The 20,945-nt window shown below is 35.7% G+C and carries 13 protein-coding genes and 1 tRNA gene; 8 read left to right on the forward strand and 6 right to left on the reverse strand.

Annotated elements, in window-relative coordinates; genetic code table 11:
- Nucleotides 1-8: 8 nt before the first annotated feature.
- Nucleotides 9-92, reverse strand: a tRNA-Ser gene (locus tag EKL99_RS12290).
- Between the two features lie 230 nt (nt 93-322).
- On the opposite strand from EKL99_RS12290, the gene EKL99_RS12295 reads away from it, so the two are divergent.
- Together EKL99_RS12295 and EKL99_RS12300 are read left to right on the forward strand one after the other, a co-directional pair.
- A complete protein-coding gene (locus EKL99_RS12295; RefSeq protein WP_126577047.1) occupies nt 323-1,501 on the forward strand; it encodes an acetyl-CoA C-acyltransferase in 1,179 nt (392 codons plus the stop codon).
- A gap of 71 nt (nt 1,502-1,572) precedes the next feature.
- Nucleotides 1,573-2,334, forward strand: a complete 762-nt coding sequence (locus EKL99_RS12300) for a C40 family peptidase (protein WP_126577048.1) — start codon at nt 1,573-1,575, stop codon at nt 2,332-2,334.
- Nucleotides 2,335-2,395: 61 nt separating this feature from the next.
- Here the strand turns inward: EKL99_RS12300 and EKL99_RS12305 are convergent, their stop codons facing one another.
- Nucleotides 2,396-3,664: a tetratricopeptide repeat protein gene (locus EKL99_RS12305; protein WP_126462443.1), complete on the reverse strand. Its 1,269-nt coding sequence runs from the start codon at nt 3,662-3,664 to the stop codon at nt 2,396-2,398.
- A 107-nt stretch (nt 3,665-3,771) separates the two neighbouring features.
- Complete coding sequence (gyrA, locus tag EKL99_RS12310) at nt 3,772-6,393, reverse strand: DNA gyrase subunit A (RefSeq protein ID WP_126515427.1); 2,622 nt, start codon at nt 6,391-6,393, stop codon at nt 3,772-3,774.
- Nucleotides 6,394-6,649: 256 nt separating this feature from the next.
- Between gyrA and EKL99_RS12315 the strand changes: the two genes are divergently transcribed.
- From EKL99_RS12315 to EKL99_RS12325, 3 genes are all read left to right on the forward strand, one after another.
- The gene (locus EKL99_RS12315; protein WP_126462449.1) at nt 6,650-9,196 is read left to right on the forward strand and encodes an ATP-dependent Clp protease ATP-binding subunit; all 2,547 of its coding nucleotides are present in this window, start codon (nt 6,650-6,652) and stop codon (nt 9,194-9,196) included.
- A 138-nt stretch (nt 9,197-9,334) separates the two neighbouring features.
- Nucleotides 9,335-10,705 carry a 30S ribosomal protein S6--L-glutamate ligase gene (gene rimK, locus EKL99_RS12320; RefSeq protein WP_126462452.1) on the forward strand — a complete coding sequence of 457 codons (1,371 nt, stop codon included), beginning with the start codon at nt 9,335-9,337 and terminating at the stop codon, nt 10,703-10,705.
- A gap of 59 nt (nt 10,706-10,764) precedes the next feature.
- Entirely contained in the window at nt 10,765-11,280 is a 516-nt protein-coding gene (locus EKL99_RS12325) for a DUF421 domain-containing protein (protein ID WP_126577049.1), read from the forward strand.
- A 229-nt stretch (nt 11,281-11,509) separates the two neighbouring features.
- Here EKL99_RS12325 and EKL99_RS12330 read toward each other — a convergent pair whose 3' ends face one another.
- Genes EKL99_RS12330 through hutH form a run of 3 tightly spaced genes read right to left on the reverse strand, consistent with a single transcriptional unit; the run spans nt 11,510 to nt 15,034 of the window.
- A complete protein-coding gene (locus tag EKL99_RS12330) occupies nt 11,510-12,796 on the reverse strand; it encodes an inorganic phosphate transporter (RefSeq protein ID WP_126462458.1) in 1,287 nt (428 codons plus the stop codon).
- Between the two features lie 29 nt (nt 12,797-12,825).
- On the reverse strand, nt 12,826-13,470 hold the full coding sequence (locus EKL99_RS12335; RefSeq protein ID WP_126554173.1) for a DUF47 domain-containing protein: 645 nt from the start codon (nt 13,468-13,470) through the stop codon (nt 12,826-12,828).
- A gap of 49 nt (nt 13,471-13,519) precedes the next feature.
- Nucleotides 13,520-15,034 carry a histidine ammonia-lyase gene (gene hutH / locus EKL99_RS12340; protein ID WP_126554171.1) on the reverse strand — a complete coding sequence of 505 codons (1,515 nt, stop codon included), beginning with the start codon at nt 15,032-15,034 and terminating at the stop codon, nt 13,520-13,522.
- A 918-nt stretch (nt 15,035-15,952) separates the two neighbouring features.
- Between hutH and thrA the strand changes: the two genes are divergently transcribed.
- The 3 genes from thrA (at nt 15,953) to thrC (ending at nt 20,850) form a co-directional block, all read left to right on the forward strand.
- On the forward strand, nt 15,953-18,400 hold the full coding sequence (gene thrA, locus EKL99_RS12345) for a bifunctional aspartate kinase/homoserine dehydrogenase I (RefSeq protein ID WP_126577050.1): 2,448 nt from the start codon (nt 15,953-15,955) through the stop codon (nt 18,398-18,400).
- Between the two features lie 108 nt (nt 18,401-18,508).
- Entirely contained in the window at nt 18,509-19,435 is a 927-nt protein-coding gene (locus EKL99_RS12350) for a homoserine kinase (RefSeq protein WP_126462470.1), read from the forward strand.
- A gap of 125 nt (nt 19,436-19,560) precedes the next feature.
- A complete protein-coding gene (gene thrC / locus EKL99_RS12355) occupies nt 19,561-20,850 on the forward strand; it encodes a threonine synthase (RefSeq protein ID WP_126577051.1) in 1,290 nt (429 codons plus the stop codon).
- The last annotated feature ends 95 nt before the right edge of the window (nt 20,851-20,945 follow it).

Below are 20,945 nucleotides of genomic sequence, written 5' to 3' on the forward strand. Positions count from 1 at the left end.
ATATAAAGCGGAGGGACAGGGACTCGAACCCTGGCACCGATTGCTCGATGACAGTTTAGCAAACTGCTCCATTACCACTCTGGCACCCCTCCAAGCTCAAAGAAACGTGTCCTGTTTTGCGGTTGCAAATTTAACACATCTTTACGTTCCTCACAACTATTTAGACCTTTTTTTTAAATATTTTTTATCCTAATTCTAAAAAGACTTCACAATCAAACATATAGAATATAAATAAATTTTTAAAAGAGATTATCCCAACATCAAAATACGAAATTGTTTAAAAAAGATTAAATTTGCTACATAAACCAACATTATATAAATCATGAACAAAAGAGTTGTTATCGTTTCTGCCGTTAGAACACCTATCGGTAGTTTTATGGGAGGATTATCTACAGTTACCGCTCCTAGATTAGGTGCTGTGGCTATAAAAGGAGCTTTGGACAAAATAAAATTGGATCCAAATTTAATTGATGAAGTATTTATGGGTAATGTAGTTCAAGCTGGTGTAGGACAAGCTCCTGCTCGCCAAGCTGCACTATATGCTGGTTTACCTAATTCTGTTGCTTGTACTACAGTCAACAAAGTATGTGCCTCTGGAATGAAAGCTGTAATGCTAGGTACTCAAGCCATTTTATGTGGTGATGCTGAAATTGTTGTTGCGGGTGGAATGGAAAACATGAGTTTAATTCCTCACTATATGAATTTGAGAACAGGAACTAAATTTGGTCCAGCAACATTTATTGATGGTTTACAAAAAGATGGACTTGTTGATGCTTACGACAACAACGCAATGGGCGTTTGTGCGGACTTATGTGCTGCTGAATATAATTTTACCCGAGAAGACCAAGACAACGCCGCAATTCAATCCTACGAGCGAAGTGCAAAAGCTTGGGAGACCGGAAAATTTGATAATGAAATTGTCCCTGTAACCGTTCCTCAAAGAAAAGGAGATCCTATTATAATTTCTAAAGACGAAGAGTTTTCTAATGTAAAATTAGACAAAATACCTTCATTAAATCCTGTTTTCACAAAAGACGGTACAGTTACCGCAGCAAACGCTTCTACAATAAACGATGGAGCAGCAGCTGTGATATTAATGAGCGAAGAAAAAGCAATCTCTTTAGGATTGAAACCTTTGGCGTATATAAAAGGGTATGCAGATGCCGCACAAGAACCAAAATGGTTTACAACAAGTCCATCAAAAGCAATTCCTAAAGCATTAGAAAAAGCAGGAATAGCCATAACTGATGTTGATTATTTTGAATTCAATGAAGCTTTTGCTGTAGTTGGCCTAGCCAATGCCAAAATTTTAGGACTAGAGAGCAGCACGATTAATGTGAATGGTGGTGCTGTATCATTAGGACATCCTTTAGGTTGCTCCGGAGTAAGAATTATTGTTACTTTGATCAACGTATTAGAACAAAATAATGGTAAAATTGGAGCTGCTGCAATCTGTAATGGTGGTGGTGGTGCTTCAGCAATTGTTATTGAAAGAGCTTAAAATAATTATAAATTAGGAGTCGTATATTAAAAACATATAACTCCTAATTTTAAACTCATAAATTACCCTAAATGTTCGGAATTTGTAATCTAGCAATGATACCACTTCGGTTTGAACCCAGTGATAAAAGCGAAATTGTTTCTCAAATTTTATTTGGAGAACATTTTGAAATTTTAGAGCAAATGAAACAATGGTCTCGCATCAAAGTACACTACGACGAGTATGAAGGCTGGATCGATTCTAAACAATTACAGTTGATTTCAGAATCAAATTTTAATCAATTATCCGCAGAAACGATCATATTGAATTCCGATTTAATTGAATATATCACTACTCCAGATAATCAATTAATTCCTATTCCGCTCGGATCCTCGGTTTCATTTATAAATAACAGTGAGATAAACATTTCGAATTTTGAGTTTGATGGAACAAAAACAAGTGGCAAAAAAACAAAAGAGCATTTGATAAAAACTGCCTTTATGTATTTAAACGCTCCTTATCTTTGGGGAGGGAAAACTCCTTTTGGAATTGATTGTTCAGGATTTACTCAAATGGTGTATAAACTGAACGGATATAAATTGCTTCGTGATGCCTCTCAACAATCAAAACAAGGGGAAGCTTTAAGTTTTATAGAAGAAAGTGAACCAGGAGATCTCGCTTTTTTTGATAACGAAGAAGGCAACATAATCCATGTAGGAATAATTATGGATGATAATTACATCATTCATGCCAGTGGAAAAGTACGAATTGACAGGCTTGATCATTTAGGAATATTTAATGCCGAAACCAATAAGCATACACACAAATTAAGAGTAATTAAAAAAATCATATAAAAAAAACCTCTCTCAAAATAGTAATTCGAGAGAGGTTATTTTTAAATTTAAAAATCTAGCATTAATTCTTTGCCTTCAATGCCTTGTATTCAGCTGTCATTTCTAAAGCGCTATATACGCCTAAAAGTGTTTTTGAAACATCCTCATTTTTAGGATCTAGTTCAACTGCTTTTGCAAGAAAAGGAATTGTAGCTTTGAATAAATTTTCTCTTTTCTTTTTCAATTCATCATAGCGCTTCATATCCTTAGTAGAAGTTCCTAATTTATTCATTTCATCGATAATTACCTTTTCATCCTCTAACTTCATGGCCGCTAAATTGATGTAAGCATTAATGTATTTAGGATTAATTTCAATAACTTTTAAATAGTACTTTTCAGCGTCTACCTGATTTTTTGCATTAGCACTAAGAACTCCTAAATTAAAAACTAAATCAGCATCATTAGGATTTTTCTCTAATACTTGAGCGATCAGCTTTTTATACATTTCAAAATCTTTTGTTTCTAAATAAAGATTTGCTTCTGTCAAAACCAATGAAGTATCTTCCGGATTTGCTTGTCTTGCATCCGATATTGCTTTTTTAGCCTCTTCAATTTTTCCGTTTTGCACTAAAATTAAAGCTATGTTTTTATAGATCTCTCCTCTTTTAGAAGGAATAGCCTCTGTTCTTGGTTTTTCGTGAGTCCCTATTTTCACTACTCTGTCTCTTTCCGGAGCCGTTGTAAAAAGATCTTCTTCATTAGTGATTTTATTCACCGCAAAAAAACTGGTTCCTTTTCCAGAATAATTTAAGTTTTTCAAATCATCATACAACTTAAGTGCTGTGTCATATTCTGCTGCATTCACATAAGTAGAGGCCGCATAATACAAATTGATAGTGTCTTTTTTATCTAATAAATATGCATCATACAGTTTTTTTGCACTATTTGAATGCTTATTGATTTTTGAATCCGCTATGGCAGCATTAATCAATTTATATTTAATTTCTGTAATTGAAGCTGCAGCTTCTGTAGAAAATTTCAATTTACCGGAAACTTTTTCAGCATCAATTAAATCTTGATATGCTTTTGCCGCAAGCGAAAGATTAGCATCTGCATCCACTTTTTTATTGGCTAAATCCAATAAAGCTTTTCCTTTTACAAAGAAAAATTGTGCTTTCTCCGCCTCTTTAGCATTAGCGATGAGAGATTCGGCTTCCATCAAAATGGTTACTGCTTCTTGAGATTTACCCCCTTTTAATGCTTTTTCAGCGGCTTTAATTTGATCTTTTTGAGCAAAAGTGGCTACTGAAATCACTAACGCTGATGCTAGTACTACATATTTACTTTTCATGGTATTCGATTTTGTTTAATAGTTCTTTTTTAATCTACACTTATTTAATTTCAAAACTTCCAATCCAATTGGATTGGAAGTTTTGAAACCAGTTATTAGTATTCATACTAAGCTTCGTCATCTGAATCGTCTTCGTCTTCAGTGTCTTCGTCTTCACTTTCAGAATCGTCCTCTTCATCCTCCTCTTCAACTACACCATCCTCTTCAAGAACTTCAAGAACAGGTTTTACTCTTTCGATAGCTTCCGACTCAATAATATTTCCGTCTTCATCAACAACTACTTCCGCCACATCGTCTTTCATTACTTTAGTGACTGCAGCTATGGAATCGTTTCCTTTTATATTGATCAGTTTTACACCTTGCGTAGCACGTCCCATTACTCTCAAATCCTCTACAGCCATTCTGATAGTCAATCCAGATTTATTAATAATCATTAAATCATCCGCATCAGTAACGGCATTAATAGAAATCAGCTTCCCAGTTTTCTCCGTAATATTCAAGGTTTTTACTCCTTTACCTCCACGATTTGTAATTCTGTATTCGTCAAGGCTTGACCGTTTTCCATAACCGTTTTCAGCAACTACTAATATTTCGCTGCTCATATCGTTTACAGTGACCATGCCAATTACTTCATCCGTATCATCCTTAAGTGTAATTCCGCGAACTCCTGAAGCTGTTCTTCCCATTGGACGGGTTTTAGTTTCTTCAAAACGAACTAATTTACCAGATTTCACAGCTAAAATAATTTGGCTTTGCCCGTTCGTTAATTTTGCTTCTAATAACTCATCCCCTTCTTTAATAGTAATTGCAGCAACTCCATTCACTCTGGGTTTAGAATATTTCTCTAAAGATGTTTTCTTAACCTGCCCTTTTTTAGTCACCATAATAAGGTTGTGACTTTTGATGTAATCTTGATCTTTTAAATCCTGAGTACAAATAAATGCTTTTACTTTATCGTCGCTTTCTATATTTACCAAGTTTTGGATTGCTCTTCCTTTGGCCGTTTTACTTCCTTCTGGTATTTCGTAAACACGCATCCAGAAACATTTCCCTTTTTGGGTAAAGAACATCATATATTGGTGATTCGTAGCCACAAACATGTGCTCTAAGAAATCCTGATCCCGTGTTCCTGCACTTTTTTGTCCAACTCCGCCTCTGTTTTGAGTTTTGTATTCCGTAAGATTTGTACGTTTAATATATCCTGCATGTGAAATCGTGATAACTACATTTTCATCGGCAATTAAATCTTCAATACTAACATCTCCTCCTGAATATTCAATTACAGAACGGCGTTCATCTCCATATTTATCACGAATTTCAGTTAGTTCTTCTTTAATCAAGGCTATTCTTAAGTTTACATCTGCTAATAAAGCTTTTAGATGCTCGATTAACTTCATGATTTCATCGTATTCTGTTCTTAACTTATCTTGTTCAAGACCTGTTAATTGACGCAAACGCATTTCAACAATGGCTCGAGATTGAATATCGGATAAATTGAATCTTTCGATTAGTTTTTCTCTTGCTTCTTCGGTGCTTTTTGAAGCTTTGATTAAAGCAATTACTTCGTCAATATTATCCGAAGCGATAATCAAACCTTCTAAAATATGGGCTCTTGCTTCTGCTTTTTTCAATTCAAATTGCGTTCTGCGAGTCACTACATCATGACGGTGCTCTATAAAATAATGAATCAGATCTTTCAGATTCAACATTTGCGGACGCCCTTTTACAATGGCAATATTGTTTACACTGAAAGAAGACTGTAATTGTGTAAACTTATAAAGTGTATTCAAAACTACGTTTGGCGTAGCATCTCGTTTCAAGATATAAACGATACGCATCCCGTTTCTATCCGATTCATCTCGGATATTCGCAATTCCATCAATTTTTTTATCGTTAACCAAATCAGCCGTACGCTTAATCATATCGGCCTTGTTAACTTGATAAGGAATTTCGGTAACGATAATACATTCTCTTCCGTCCACTTCTTCAAAACCTACTTTGGCACGCATTACAATACGTCCTCTACCTGTTTTGAATGCTTCACGAACGCCTTCATATCCATATATAACACCTCCTGTAGGAAAATCTGGGGCTTTGATATGCGTCATCAACTCATCAATCTCAATATCGCTATTGTCCATGAAAGCCAATGTCCCGTTTATCACCTCAGTCAAGTTATGAGGGGGCATATTAGTGGCCATACCTACTGCAATTCCTGTTGCCCCATTTATTAATAAGGTAGGAACGCGTGTTGGCATAACTGTTGGCTCCTCCAGCGTATCGTCAAAATTTAATTTAAAATCAACAGTTTCTTTATCTATATCCGCCAAGATTTCTTCTGAAATTTTACGCATTCTAGCCTCTGTATAACGCATTGCTGCAGGACTATCGCCATCTACTGACCCAAAATTACCCTGGCCATCAATCAATAAGTAACGCATACTCCATTCTTGTGCCATACGAACCATTGCATCATAAACTGAGGTATCACCGTGTGGGTGATACTTACCAAGAACTTCCCCAACAATTCTTGCGGACTTTTTGTGGGCAGATCTAGAATTTACACCCAAATCATGCATTCCAAATAGGACTCTTCGATGTACTGGTTTCAAGCCATCTCTAACATCTGGAAGTGCTCTTGATACAATTACCGACATCGAGTAATCGATGTAGGCCGTTTTCATTTCATCTTCAATGTTAATAGGAATTAACTTTTCTCCTTCAGACATAAGTTGTTATATTAAAAAATTATATTAGTTTCAAAACGTGCCAATATACATCTTTTTGAAATTTTTAAACCTATTTTAAAACACTAATTTCAATGATTTATTAACAAATAAAACTTCGCTTTTAGTTGATAATTTAAGGTAAATTTAACTTTAATATCTTGATAATTTTTGTCACTTAGCTGACACGACTTCATATAGGAATGGTTTTTGTTTTTCTATCACTAATTCACTAAATTTACGATATCAAATATATATTATGGATGATAATTTTTCACCAAGAGTAAAAGACGTTATTACTTACAGCAAAGAAGAAGCTTTGCGACTAGGACATGACTTTATAGGAACAGAACACTTAATGCTGGGAATTCTAAGAGACGGCAACGGAAAAGCAATTCAAATATTGAATAACCTTGACGTCGATTTAGACCATTTACGCAGAAAAGTAGAGATCTTAAGCCCCGCAAGTCCTAGTGTAGAAGTAAATGTTGAGAAGAAAAACCTGCACCTGACACGCCAGGCAGAACGGGCTTTGAAAACCACTTTTCTAGAAGCTAAGGTTTTTCAGAGTTCCTCTATCAGCACCGCACATTTATTGTTATGCATATTAAGAAATGAAAATGATCCAACAACCAAGCTATTGAATAAACTGAAAATTGATTATGATATAGCTAAAGAACAATATCTAAACATGACTCCAAACGAAGAAGAATTTATAGAGAAATTGCCAAGAAACGAATCGTATAATGACGATTCAGGACAAGATGACAGTCTAAAAGAAGGCACCTTTAACAATCCAGCCAACAAATCCAATAAAAAATCGAAAACCCCTGTTTTAGATAATTTTGGAAGGGATTTAACAGAAATGGCCGAAGAAGGAAAACTGGATCCTGTTGTAGGGCGTGAAAAAGAAATCGAACGCGTTTCGCAAATTTTGAGTCGTAGAAAAAAGAACAATCCATTACTAATAGGAGAACCAGGTGTGGGAAAATCAGCCATTGCCGAAGGTCTAGCGTTGCGAATTATTCAGAAAAAAGTATCACGTACTTTATTCAACAAACGTGTTGTTACCTTGGATTTAGCCAGTCTTGTTGCCGGAACAAAATACCGTGGGCAGTTTGAAGAGCGCATGAAAGCAGTGATGAATGAATTGGAAAAAAATGATGATATCATTCTTTTTATAGATGAAATTCACACCATTGTAGGTGCTGGTGGTGCAACTGGATCTCTGGATGCATCCAATATGTTTAAACCGGCATTAGCGCGCGGTGAGATTCAATGTATTGGCGCTACAACATTAGACGAATACAGACAATACATAGAAAAAGATGGTGCATTAGAGAGACGTTTTCAAAAGATAATTGTAGAACCTACATCCGTCACTGAAACGATTACAATTTTGAATAACATCAAAAATAAATATGAAGACCACCATAATGTTACTTATACACAAGAAGCTATTGAAGCTTGTGTAAAATTAACTGACAGGTACATGTCTGAGCGCTTCTTACCGGACAAAGCCATCGATGCTTTAGATGAAGCAGGCTCCAGAGTTCATATTACCAATATTGAAGTTCCAAAACAAATTTTAGATTTAGAGCGTCAATTAGAAGATGTTCGAGAACTGAAGAATGTTGTGGTAAAAAAACAAAAATATGAAGAGGCCGCTAAACTTCGTGATGACGAAAAACGTATTGAAAAAGATTTAGCTATTGCACAGGAGCAATGGGAAGAAGATTCAAAAAACAACAGAATAGAAGTTACGGAAGACAATGTAGCCGATGTTGTATCGATGATGACCGGAATACCTGTGAACCGAATAGCACAAACCGAAAGCAATAAATTGGCTAAATTACCAGAACTTATTGAAGGAAAAGTTATTGGACAAAGAGAGGCCGTCATGAAGATTGCACGTTCGATACAACGAAATCGCGCCGGGTTAAAAGACCCAAATCGACCTATTGGATCCTTTATCTTTCTAGGACAAACCGGTGTTGGTAAAACACAACTTGCTAAAGTATTGGCTAAAGAGTTATTCGACTCTGAAGATGCTTTGGTACGCATTGACATGAGTGAATACATGGAGAAATTTGCTATCTCTCGTTTAGTTGGTGCACCTCCGGGATATGTAGGGTATGAAGAAGGCGGTCAACTGACTGAAAAAGTGCGAAGAAAACCCTATTGTGTGGTCTTATTGGATGAGATCGAAAAAGCGCATCCTGATGTTTTCAATATGTTATTACAAGTGCTGGATGACGGATATTTAACGGATAGTTTAGGCCGAAAAATTGATTTCAAAAATACCATAATAATCATGACTTCGAATGTTGGTGCCAGACAATTAAAAGATTTTGGACAAGGAGTCGGTTTTGGAACTGCTGCCAAAGTAGCGCAGGCTGATGATAATTCAAAAAGTATTATTGAAAACGCCTTAAAGAAAACTTTTGCTCCTGAATTCCTTAATAGAATTGATGATGTAATTGTATTCAATGCTTTAGAAAAACATGATATTGATTTAATTATCGAAATCGAATTAAAAAAATTATTCGCCCGTGTTGCCGAATTAGGGTATCAATTGAGTCTTTCTGACAAAGCAAAAGCATTTATAGCTGAGAAAGGTTTCGACAGGCAATTTGGCGCAAGACCACTAAAAAGAGCCATTCAGAAATATGTTGAAGATACCCTTGCAGAAGAAATTATCACTTCGAAAATAACAACCGGAGATGAAATCTTCATGGATATCGAAGAAGGGGCACAAGAATTAACGGTTCAGGTTCATAAAGCCGGCGAAGCCACAAATCCTTAAATAATTCCTTTGAATCTTAACCATAACCCGTTACGTTTTTATAACGTAACGGGTTTTTTCTTTATGATAAAATACACTTTTTTTGAAAACAAATATTTACATTTGGTTTTTATAACATTGATCCATTAAAATTACTTTATGTCTGAAAACAAAGTTATCCTAGGTAGTGAAGAATGGTGCTCATTCCCTGAAATAGGGATTCCAACCATTAAAGCACGTGTTGATTCCGGTGCTAAAACATCTGCGCTACACGCTATAAATATTGCTCCATTTATTAAAGACGAAAGCAATTGGGTGAAATTTGACATTAACCCAATCCAAAATAATTTAAAAACAATAATTCATTGTGAAGCGCCTTTAATTGATAAACGCATCGTTAAAAGTTCAAGTGGCTTTAGAGAACAACGCTATGTAATTCAAACAAATCTACAAATAGGAAGTTCAAAATGGCCTATTGAGATGACATTGACCAATCGAGATTCCATGGGTTTCAGAATGCTTTTAGGCCGTGAAGCCATGAGCGGAAGAGTATTGGTTGATCCGGAGCAAAAATATCTTTTAGGACAACCCACACCCGACAGTCTAAAAGAATTGTATAAAAATTCCGAGAAAGCAAGTTCCGGATTACGCATCGGACTTTTGGCCAGTAATCCTGAATTGTACAGCAACAAGCGTATAATGGAGGCTGGCGAAATGCGTGGTCACGAAATGCACTTTCTGAACATCAAGGAATGCTATATGAAACTGGATGCAAAAACGCCAGAAATTCATTATCGTGGCGGTAAGATACTAAATCAATTTGATGCCATTATACCCAGAATCAGACCTAGCATTACATTTTACGGTTGCGCTTTGACCAGACAATTTGAAGCATTAAAAGTATATTGCTTAAATTCATCGAATGCTATTACGCAATCACGTGATAAATTATACTCTTTGCAATTACTATTGAATCATGGGGTTGAAATTCCTACCACTGGTTTTGCTAATTCCCCTTTGGATACGGATGATTTGATAAAAATGGTGGGCGGTTCTCCACTAATCGTGAAATTACTAGAAGGAACACAAGGAAAAGGAGTCGTGTTGGCAGAAACAAAAAAAGCCGCAGAAAGTGTCATAAATGCTTTCAAAAGCTTAAATGCCAATATATTAGTTCAAGAATTCATCAAAGAAGCCAATGGAAAAGACATTCGTTGTTTTGTAATTGATGGAAAAGTAGTGGCTGCTATTCAGCGTGAAGCAATGCCGGGCGAATTCAGGGCTAACATTCATCTTGGAGGAACAGCATCTATTATAAAAGTAACCGCTGAAGAAAAACGTATTGCCATCAAAGCAACCAAAGCAATGGACCTCAAAGTGGCAGGTGTAGACATTATTCGTTCCGCTAAAGGCCCGTTGTTATTAGAAGTAAATTCATCGCCAGGACTAGAAGGAATTGAAGGAGCTACCAATAAAGATATTGCCGGCGAAATGATCAAAGCAATCGAGAAAAATTTTAAAATAAAATAGCAGTCAGTAGCCGTTTACAGTCTATTGAAAACTTTTAAAATTACTTTAAAACTAAAAAAATGAACGAATATCTTGATATAATTCTTCGAAGTATTTTCGTTTATTTTTTTATGGTTATTGCCTTGAGACTTTTTGGCAAGAAAGAATTGTCTCAACTAAACACTGCTGATGTAATATTAATTCTGCTAATCAGTAACTCTGTTCAAAATGCAATGGTAGGAAACGACACCAGTTTATCGGAAGGTTTAGCTGCGGCAACTGTATTGTTTACCATCAATTTTATTTTAAAAAAATTGATGTTTAAGTACCCAAGATTCAGTGATTTCATGCAAGAAAAACCAGAAATCCTTATACACAACGGCAATTTGGATTTTAAGACTCTTAGCAAATTAAATATCACTTCTGATGAATTAAAAGAAGCCATGCATGAACATGGAGTCGAATATTTTAAAGATGTAAAATTAGCAATCCTAGAAATAGACGGAAATATTAGCATTATATCCGGAGATGCTAATTTAAAACAGACCCATTACAAACGAAGACGCATTCATAAAAATTTGAGTGGAATAAATTAGACATAAAAAACTCAATATATATTCACGAAATTTATTTTCTTGAAATAAAGTGCTGTTAAAAAATTAAACACACCTATAAAATCACAAAATTTGACCTTAACGCCTTTTAATAAAAAACATATTTAACGAAAGAAAGACAAGATCTTCTGTTTTAAACAAATATATTTTTGGAGCATAAAAAAACCATTCTCAGTAAGAATGGTTTTTTATTATGATTTTTCTTTTAGTATTAAATAAAAATACTAAAAATATAGTAAATGATTGCTGCTAATATTGCTGAAATTGGAATGGTTAAAACCCAAGCCCATAATAAACTTACGGTCATTCCCCATCGCACGGCTGAAACTCTTTTAGTAAGTCCAACTCCAATTATAGATCCAGTAATAGTATGCGTTGTACTTACGGGCACTTTAAAATGCTCTGTAAAATATAAGGTCAGTGCCCCGGCAGTTTCTGCGGCAACACCTTCAAAAGAGGTCACTTTTGTTATTTTAGAACCCATTGTTTTCACGATCTTCCAACCGCCGCTTAAAGTCCCTGCTGCAATAGCAGAATAACAGGCAAGTGGAATCCAAGTTGGCATTTTAAAGGCTCCTTCGTCATTAGGAAGCACCACATCTAACCAAGCTGGAAGCGATTCCTGAGCAACACCACTGGTGTGAATATAAACCGCAACCGCTGCTGCAATAATACCCATTACTTTTTGGGAGTCATTCCCTCCATGCCCTAAACTAAAGGCTGCTGAAGACAGTAATTGCATTTTTTTTAACCAGGCCGTAGCTTGATTTAAATTTAAACTACTAAATATCAAACAGAAGGCGCTTATGGACAGAACGATGAATGCCACTAAAAACCATTTGATATTATGGGATTCAAACGCAACACTCCAAAAAGTAGACGATGGAAAACGAGGGTCTTTAATCTGGTCGTAATAGATCATTTGACTTTCTACAAACCAGATGGTCAAAATCATTAAAGAAGCTGTAAATATTTTAGGATAAATACTTTTTTTAGAGGCATTTAGCAACCAAATTGATATTAAATAAGACATTAAAGCGCCTAACAAAGGTGCCAATATAATAAATGCAATGATGATCAAAACACCCGAAGGCATTCCTCCATCTTTTCCAACATTGTACCAAGAAACTACTCCAAATCCGGCATGAGCGATAGCTGCTCCGGCAAAACCACCAATTAAGGTATGTGAAGAACTAGAAGGAATTCCTTGCCACCAAGTGAATAAATTCCAAATGATAGCGGCGATTACACCCGCTAAAATAACGACTAAATTAATATCCATCGTATTGGCTGTTTTTGCCACAGTATCTGCAACACCAAAACCAAAAACCCAATACGCCAAAAAGTTAAAAAAAGCGGCCCAAACAACTGCTTGAAAAGGAGTTAATACTTTTGTGGCAACAACGGTTGCTATAGCATTGGCAGCATCATGAAAACCATTAATGTAATCAAAAATTAAAGCCAGGACTATAATAACTATAAGTAGAGTAAATTCCATAATTATAATTTCAGAATAAAACGAATGAATTAAGAATGTTTTACAGAAATGGATTCTAAAACACTCGCTACACTTTTACATTTATCAGTAGCCGTCTCTAAAACTGACAATACTTCTTTGTACTTGATAATGTTTTTTGCATCCGTTTCATTTTCGAATAAATCAAGAACTGCTTTATCATAAACATTATCTGATTTATTTTCTAATTTGTTAATTCTGACGCAGGCATCCGTGATGTTCTTTATATTTTTTAAATCTCTCAATTCTCTTACCGCTACATCAATATTTTGACATGCTTCAAGATTGATTTCAGTCAATTTTCTAATGGATTTCGTGATTTTATCAACTTGATACAATTTCATCCTGCTCGCTGCACCATGAAGATTATCCGCTACATTATCAATTGAAGTGATTAGAGAGTGTATGTCCTCTCTGTCAAATGGAGTAATAAAATTTCTACTCAACTCTAAACTTGTTTGACGTGTTATATCCTCTCCTTTTTGTTCTAATGCATCAATTTTTCGAAAAAGATCCTCGCGCTCTTTTAAAGGAAGGTTTACAGCTTCGTGCAAATTTGTAGCAATTTCAATTAAATTACTTGATGCTTGTTCAAAAAGCGGAAAAAACTTTTTGTCTTTAGGAACCAAAAATTGGAAAAAATTATTTATGTTCATTTCATTAAAATTTAGTCCGGCAAAATTAATTCATTATTAATTGTTAATGTTAAGCCATTGTTAACAAATCATTTTCTATTTGAAAACTGTTCAAAAAAGAAACCGTCTTTTCAATATCATAATGCAAAATTCGATCTTCTTTAATCAAAGGAACTTCTTCACGATAGGCCTGTAAAAACATTTCAATAAAATCACTTGACAGCATTGGCCGTCTGTATTCAATGGCTTGCGAAGCATTCATCAATTCTATTGCTAAAATGCGTTCCAGATTATCCAAAACCCGCAATGCTTTAGTAGCAGCATTTGCCCCCATACTCACATGATCTTCCTGCCCGTTGCTGGAAACAATACTATCTACACTGGCGGGAGTTGCTAGTTGTTTATTTTGGCTGGCAATACTGGCAGCTGTATACTGAGGAATCATCAAACCAGAATTCAAACCGGGATTATCTACTAAAAATGCCGGAAGATTTCTAGTTCCGGAGATCAATTGATACGTTCTTCGTTCAGAAATACTTCCCAACTCAGCCAAAGCGATTGCCATAAAATCTAAGGCTAAAGCCAAAGGTTGTCCGTGAAAATTACCTCCGGAAATGATTTGGTCACTTTCAATAAAAATATTAGGATTATCAGTAACGGAATTGATTTCAGTCTTGAACACTTTTTTTACATAATCAATTGCATCTTTTGAAGCCCCATGCACTTGTGGCATACATCGGAACGAATATGGATCTTGGACATGATTTTTTTCCTGTTCGATAATTTCGCTCCCTTCCAAAAATCCTTTTATGCGGTTAGCAGTTACAATTTGCCCTTTGTGAGGCCTTATAAAATGGATCAATTCATTAAAAGGTTCTATTCTTCCATCAAATCCTTCAAGTGAAATAGTACCTATTAAATCTGCTAAATAAGAAAATTTGCTGACTTTCATTAAGATATGTACTCCATAAGCACTCATAAATTGTGTTCCGTTCAATAAGGCCAATCCTTCCTTAGACTGCAGTACTATTGGCTCCCAGCCAAAATGTTTTAGAACTTCGCTGGAATGCACTTTCTTACCTTCAAAATACACATCACCTTCACCTAATAAAGGCAATGATAAATGCGCCAAAGGAGCCAAATCTCCCGAAGCGCCAAGCGATCCTTGGGTATAAATTACCGGAAGAATATCATTGTTATAAAAGGCAATCAATCGTTCCACTGTTTGCAATTGAATGCCGGAATGACCATAACTCAACGATTGAATTTTTAGCAACAACATTAGTTTCACAATCTGAGTTGGTACTTCCTCTCCCGTTCCGCAGGAATGCGATTTGACTAAATTTTCCTGAAGTTTTGATAAATTTTCATTCGAAATCTTAACATTACAAAGCGACCCAAAACCTGTATTTATACCGTAAATGGGATCCGAATGTGAAGCCATTTTTTTATCTAGATAATCGCGACATTTTTGAATATTTATTTTTGCTTCATCGGACAAAGCCAATGATTTATGATGTGAGACAATTTCCTCTAGCGTTTCCAGGCTAAGTAACTCAGTACTAATGTAATGCGTATTATCCATTTTGATAGTGTTTAAAAGGTAAAATTGAATAAATCTTTATAAATACACAACATTTATTGCTAATAATTTACATTTCATAACCCGTTGGGTTCAATTAATTTTTGATGATAATTTTCGTCAGTTCGAGTGATCCCGCTTTTGGGCGGGATTATATCGAGAACTAGAAAATTAGTATTAAAAACGGTTCTCGATACATTTTTTGTTCCGTTTTTACTACACAAAAAAACACTCGAACTGACGTTTTGAATAATTACACCCAACGGGTATTTTATAGTTAAACAAAAACCAAATAATAGCTTTCAGATAACGATAACTATATGACTTTAACAGATCAAATTTTGATTGTTCCTTTCCTTTTCCTTAGAACATTAAAGCACTAATTCATAAAAACACAAACCCATTAACCTGCTTGGAATGCAAATTAAGGAGAATTAAATTCTTTAAGCACTACAAAAAATAGAACTTCAGCTGCACACAATTTTTATAAAATTTAGAGATTTATACGAATAGTTTTATCTGAGACTTGATATATAACACAATATTTCATAATCCGCAAATAGCTTCTCCTATTTTAAAATATTCGCAAAAACACTGTCAAACGCTTTGTTTTTTATAAAAAACTGTACTTTTGAAAGATCAAAATGGAAAACAACAAAGCTACATATCACGCTTCGATAACAACTCAAATCTGGGTTAGCACTGCTGTTACGTTTACTACAACAACTACAACTACCCCCTTGGGGTAAATTTTCAACATATAATCCTATTTATCATATTTTTTTCACAAGAAAGAAAGACCTTGAGTGTATAACAAACATTACATTTTTCAAAAAAAACAACACACACCATTAGATCTCCTGCAGGCAATTAATCCTGAAAATGGCGACTCCCCATTACATTAAAAACAAATAACTTGCTATGAAAGTATTAAAATTTGGCGGAACTTCGGTTGCCAATGCACAAAATATAAAACTGGTTTTAGCTATCGTTAGCGATAAAGCAAAAGAAGAAAAATTAATCGTTGTGGTTTCTGCTTTCAGTAAAGTTACTGATTTGCTTCAAATTGCCTCCCAAAAAGCGGCCGCTGGAGACGAAAATTTCAAAGTTATCCTTGCCGATATAGAAAAAAAACACTTAGATACCTTAAAAGAACTTATACCAGTAAGCGAACAAAGCAGTCTTTTGAGCCATATCAAAAGAATCATCAATCACCTGGAAACCTTATTGGATGGATGTTACCTTTTAGGCGAATTATCTCCCAGAACTTCAGATACTATTTTGAGTTTTGGTGAATTACTGTCCTCGTATATCATTGCTGAAGCATTAAAACAAGACCTAAAAAACAGCTGTTATAAAGACAGCCGAGAATTAATAAAAACCAATAACCATTTTGGAAAAGCAATTGTTAATTTTGATGCTTCCAATGAATTAATTGTTGCTTTTTTTACTTCGAATGAGAGTCAGGTAGTGGTTATGCCCGGATTTATTGCTGCCTCTTTAGACGGAATCAATACTACTTTAGGGCGCGGTGGATCTGATTATACAGGCGCTATTCTTGCAGGCGCTCTTGATGCAACTGACTTGGAGATTTGGACTGACGTCAACGGAATGTATACTGCAAATCCAAAAATTGTAAAACAAGCACAACCTATAGCTTACATTTCTTACCAAGAAGCCATGGAGTTGTCACATTTTGGTGCCAAAGTCTTATATCCGCCAACAATTCAACCGGTATTAAGAAAGAATATCCCAATTCTGATCAAAAACACTTTTGAACCTAAGGCTGAAGGAACCTATATTTCAAATCAGGTTTTTGCGCAATCCAATCCTGTAAAAGGAATCACACATATTGATGCTATTACCTTAATTACGCTTGAAGGCTCAGGAATGATTGGTGTTTCCGGTTCATCCAAAAGACTTTTTGAAGTATTATCCAATAAAAATATCAACGTAATTTTCATCACTCAAGCCTCCTCAGAGCACTCGATTTGTATTGGAATTCTAAATTCGGATGCCTATGTGGCGCAAGAGGCCATCAACAAAGCTTTTGAAGTGGAAATTTTACAAAATAAAATAGATCCATGCATTGTTGAAAATAACCTTTGCATCATTGCTTTGGTAGGCGAAAATATGAAAAACCACCAAGGATTGAGCGGTCGAATGTTCAGTACTTTGGGTAAAAACAACGTCAACATCCGAGCGATTGCTCAAGGTGCTTCCGAAAGAAATATTTCGGCAGTAATCAACGAAAGAGATGTGAAAAAAGCATTGAATTCATTGCACGAAAACTTTTTTGAAGAAAATACCAAACAGTTAAACCTATTTGTAATGGGCGTTGGAAATGTGGGGGAGAAATTCATCGAACAAATTCACCAACAAAAGAAATTCCTAAAAGAGAAGCTCAAGATAAACCTGCGCGTCATTGCGTTGTCAAATTCCCGAAAAATGCATTTTGATGAAGACGGAATCTCCTTAAAAGAATGGAAATTTGCTTTAGAAACTGGAGAACCTGCGGATAAAGAACAGTTTATTGCAAATGTAAAAGAGCTCAATTTACGCAATAGTATTTTTGTGGATATCACGGCAAATGAAAGTGTGTCTAAAACCTACGAACAGTATTTAAAAAGAAATATTGCCGTAGTAACCTGCAACAAAATTGCCTGCGCCTCCGAATACGACAATTATAAAAAACTAAAAAAATTATCCAGACAGTTCAATGCGCCTTTCCTATTTGAAACCAATGTGGGAGCTGGATTACCAATCATTGATACGGTAAAAAATCTCGTTGCCTCCGGCGATAAAGTCAATAAAATCCAAGCCGTTTTATCTGGAAGTTTGAACTTTATTTTTAATAATTTTGATGAAAATAACACTTTTCATGACGTTGTTAAAGAAACTGGTGTACAGGGATTTACAGAACCTGACCCGAAGATTGATTTGAGCGGAATTGACGTTGCCAGAAAGATATTGATTCTGATACGAGAAAGCGGTTACAAAATGGAAATCGATGAAATCACAAACGAATCGTTCCTGCCAGCAGAATGTTTGAATACGACTTCAAATGAAGCATTTTTCGAATCTTTACAGACACATGCCGCTCATTTTGAAACTATTTATAAAGAAGCGTTAAGCAAAGAATCTCGTTTGAAATACGTAGCGCAATTCGAAAACGGGAAAGCAAATGTTGGGTTGCGATTCATTCCTAAAGACCATCCCTTTTACAATTTGGAAGGAAAGGACAACATCGTATTATTCTTCACAGATCGTTACGTAGACCAACCTTTATTAATAAAAGGTGCTGGTGCCGGAGCTGCAGTTACCGCATCAGGAATATTTGCAGATGTAATTAGAATAGGAAACGTATAAATTAGGTCGTAAGGTCAAATGTCGTAAAGTCTGAAAGTTAGCCACTTGATTTTATGTTCATTCCTAAGACTTTACCACTTTATGACTTTAGAATTTAAGACTACTATTATGAATGAAATAAAAATATTTTGCCCTGCCACAATCGCCAATCTTTCTTGCGGGTTTGATGTCCTTGGTCTGTGTTTAGAAACTGCTGGTGACGAAATGATTATTCGGAAATCAGACATAAAAGGGATTCGCATCACTAAAATTGTGGGTGCCGACTTGCCTTTGGAAACCGAAAAAAATGTGGCTGGAGTATCCGCTTTGGCTATGCTGGAAGCTGTTGAAACGGAATTTGGATTCGAAATCGAAATCTACAAACACATCAAAGCCGGTAGTGGAATTGGCAGCAGTGCCGCCAGTTCAGCGGGAGCAGTTTTTGGAATCAATGAATTATTAGGGCGTCCATTTACACGCAAAGAGTTGGTTTTATTTGCCATGCAGGGCGAAAAACTAGCCAGTGGAAATGCTCATGCGGATAACGTTGCTCCTGCCCTTTTGGGTGGATTCACGCTAGTAAGAAGTTCCAATCCATTGGATATTATCAAAATAGAAAGTCCCTCTGAATTGTATGCCATCGTGGTTCATCCTCAAATTGAGTTGAAGACTTCGGATGCGCGATCGGTGTTGAAGCAAACAGTTTCCTTGAAAAGTGCGATTATGCAATGGGGAAATGTAGGCGGATTAATCGCTGGATTGTACACCAAAGATTATGACTTAATTGGTCGATCATTGCATGATGAAATCGTAGAACCGTTGCGTAGCGTTTTGATTCCGGGATTTGATTTAATCAAGCAAACTGCTTTAGAAAACGGAGCTTTAGGTTCCGGAATATCAGGTTCTGGTCCTTCTATTTTTGCTTTAAGCAAAGGAAAGGAAACTGCCGATAAAATTGCCAAAGCCATGAGTGTTATTTACGAAGAAATGTATTTACCATATGAAATTCACGTTTCTAAAGTGAATGATGAAGGAATTAAAATAATAGCCCCCTAACCCCCTAAAGAGGAATAAAAAAAAAACAGCGATTTTAAAATTACAATAAATACATTCTAAATCCAGTTTCGTCTCCCTTCCCTTTGGGGAGGGTTGGGGTGGGGATTCTATAAATACTATACACAATGAAATATTACAGTTTAAACCATAACGCACCAAAAGTTTCTTTCAGAGAAGCCGTAGTACAAGGATTAGCCACAGATAAAGGATTGTATTTTCCGGAAACAATTACCCCATTAGCACCTGCTTTTTTTGATACCATCGAAAATTTAAGCCATGAGGAAATTGCTTTTGAGGCGATTAAACAATTTATAGATGACGAAATTCCCACAGACACTTTAAAACAAATCATTGCCGAAACCCTGTGTTTTGACTTCCCCGTGGTCGAAGTCGAAAAAGATATTTATTCCCTTGAATTATTTCATGGACCAACAATGGCTTTCAAGGACGTAGGCGCGCGATTCATGTCGCGTTGTTTGGGGTATTTCAATAAAGATAACGCCGACAGTAAAAACACGGTTCTTGTTGCCACTTCCGGTGATACGGGAGGTGCTGTCGCCAGTGGTTTCCTTGATATAAAAGGTGTGGAAGTGATTATCCTTTATCCATCAGGAAAAGTGAGCGACATCCAGGAGCGACAATTGACTACTTTAGGACAGAATATTAAAGCGCTTGAAGTGGACGGCGTTTTTGATGATTGTCAGGATATGGTAAAGAAAGCGTTCTTGGACGAAAGTCTAAAACATAAAAACTTAACATCAGCGAATTCAATAAATATTGCGCGCTGGTTGTCACAGATGTTTTATTTTTTCTTTGCGTACAAAGCATTAAAAAAACGAAACAAACCGTTAGTTTTCTCTTGCCCAAGTGGGAATTTTGGGAATATCTGTGCGGGGATCATTGCTAAGAAAATGGGCTTGCCTGTTCAACATTTTGTAGCGGCTACGAATGTAAATGATACGGTTCCTCGGTTTTTAGAAAACGGAATTTACTCCCCAAAACCTTCTATAGCTACTATTTCGAATGCGATGGATGTGGGGAATCCAAGTAATTTTATCCGAATTCAGGAAATGTATCACAATGACTTAGAGCAATTCAAAAAAGATTTCTCTTCGTTTACTTTTTCTGATAAAGAGACTTTAGAAGCCATGAATACCATCTATAATATATCCGGCTATATTGCTGAACCTCATGGAGCAGTGGGTTATTTAGGATTGAAAAAAGAATTACAAAATTACCCAAATGCTATTGGTATTTTCTTAGAAACCGCCCACCCTATTAAATTTTTGGATACGGTTGAACCAACATTAAACGTAAAACTCCCAATTCCTACCCAAATTGAAAGTGTTTTAGGAAAGGACAAAGTAAGCGTGAAAATTAAAACCTATAAGGAATTGAAAGCATTTTTGGAATAAAATTTTCTCAAAACAATTAAACTACTATGGCTTAAATATCCATAGATTTGGTTTGCCAGACTAAAGTCTGCAAGGTTAAAATGGGAACAAAAAAA

The organism is Flavobacterium sp. ZB4P23 (assembly GCF_003970375.1).
Taxonomy (GTDB): domain Bacteria; phylum Bacteroidota; class Bacteroidia; order Flavobacteriales; family Flavobacteriaceae; genus Flavobacterium.

Bases quoted from the DNA above. Each gene is read 5' to 3' on its own strand.
- EKL99_RS12295 (WP_126577047.1), top strand. From the start codon at position 323: ATGAACAAAAGAGTTGTTATCGTTTCTGCCGTTAGAACACCTATCGGT.
- EKL99_RS12300 (WP_126577048.1), top strand. From the start codon at position 1,573: ATGTTCGGAATTTGTAATCTAGCAATGATACCACTTCGGTTTGAACCC.
- EKL99_RS12305 (WP_126462443.1), bottom strand. From the start codon at position 3,664: ATGAAAAGTAAATATGTAGTACTAGCATCAGCGTTAGTGATTTCAGTA.
- gyrA (WP_126515427.1), bottom strand. From the start codon at position 6,393: ATGTCTGAAGGAGAAAAGTTAATTCCTATTAACATTGAAGATGAAATG.
- EKL99_RS12315 (WP_126462449.1), top strand. From the start codon at position 6,650: ATGGATGATAATTTTTCACCAAGAGTAAAAGACGTTATTACTTACAGC.
- rimK (WP_126462452.1), top strand. From the start codon at position 9,335: ATGTCTGAAAACAAAGTTATCCTAGGTAGTGAAGAATGGTGCTCATTC.
- EKL99_RS12325 (WP_126577049.1), top strand. From the start codon at position 10,765: ATGAACGAATATCTTGATATAATTCTTCGAAGTATTTTCGTTTATTTT.
- EKL99_RS12330 (WP_126462458.1), bottom strand. From the start codon at position 12,796: ATGGAATTTACTCTACTTATAGTTATTATAGTCCTGGCTTTAATTTTT.
- EKL99_RS12335 (WP_126554173.1), bottom strand. From the start codon at position 13,470: ATGAACATAAATAATTTTTTCCAATTTTTGGTTCCTAAAGACAAAAAG.
- hutH (WP_126554171.1), bottom strand. From the start codon at position 15,034: ATGGATAATACGCATTACATTAGTACTGAGTTACTTAGCCTGGAAACG.
- thrA (WP_126577050.1), top strand. From the start codon at position 15,953: ATGAAAGTATTAAAATTTGGCGGAACTTCGGTTGCCAATGCACAAAAT.
- EKL99_RS12350 (WP_126462470.1), top strand. From the start codon at position 18,509: ATGAATGAAATAAAAATATTTTGCCCTGCCACAATCGCCAATCTTTCT.
- thrC (WP_126577051.1), top strand. From the start codon at position 19,561: ATGAAATATTACAGTTTAAACCATAACGCACCAAAAGTTTCTTTCAGA.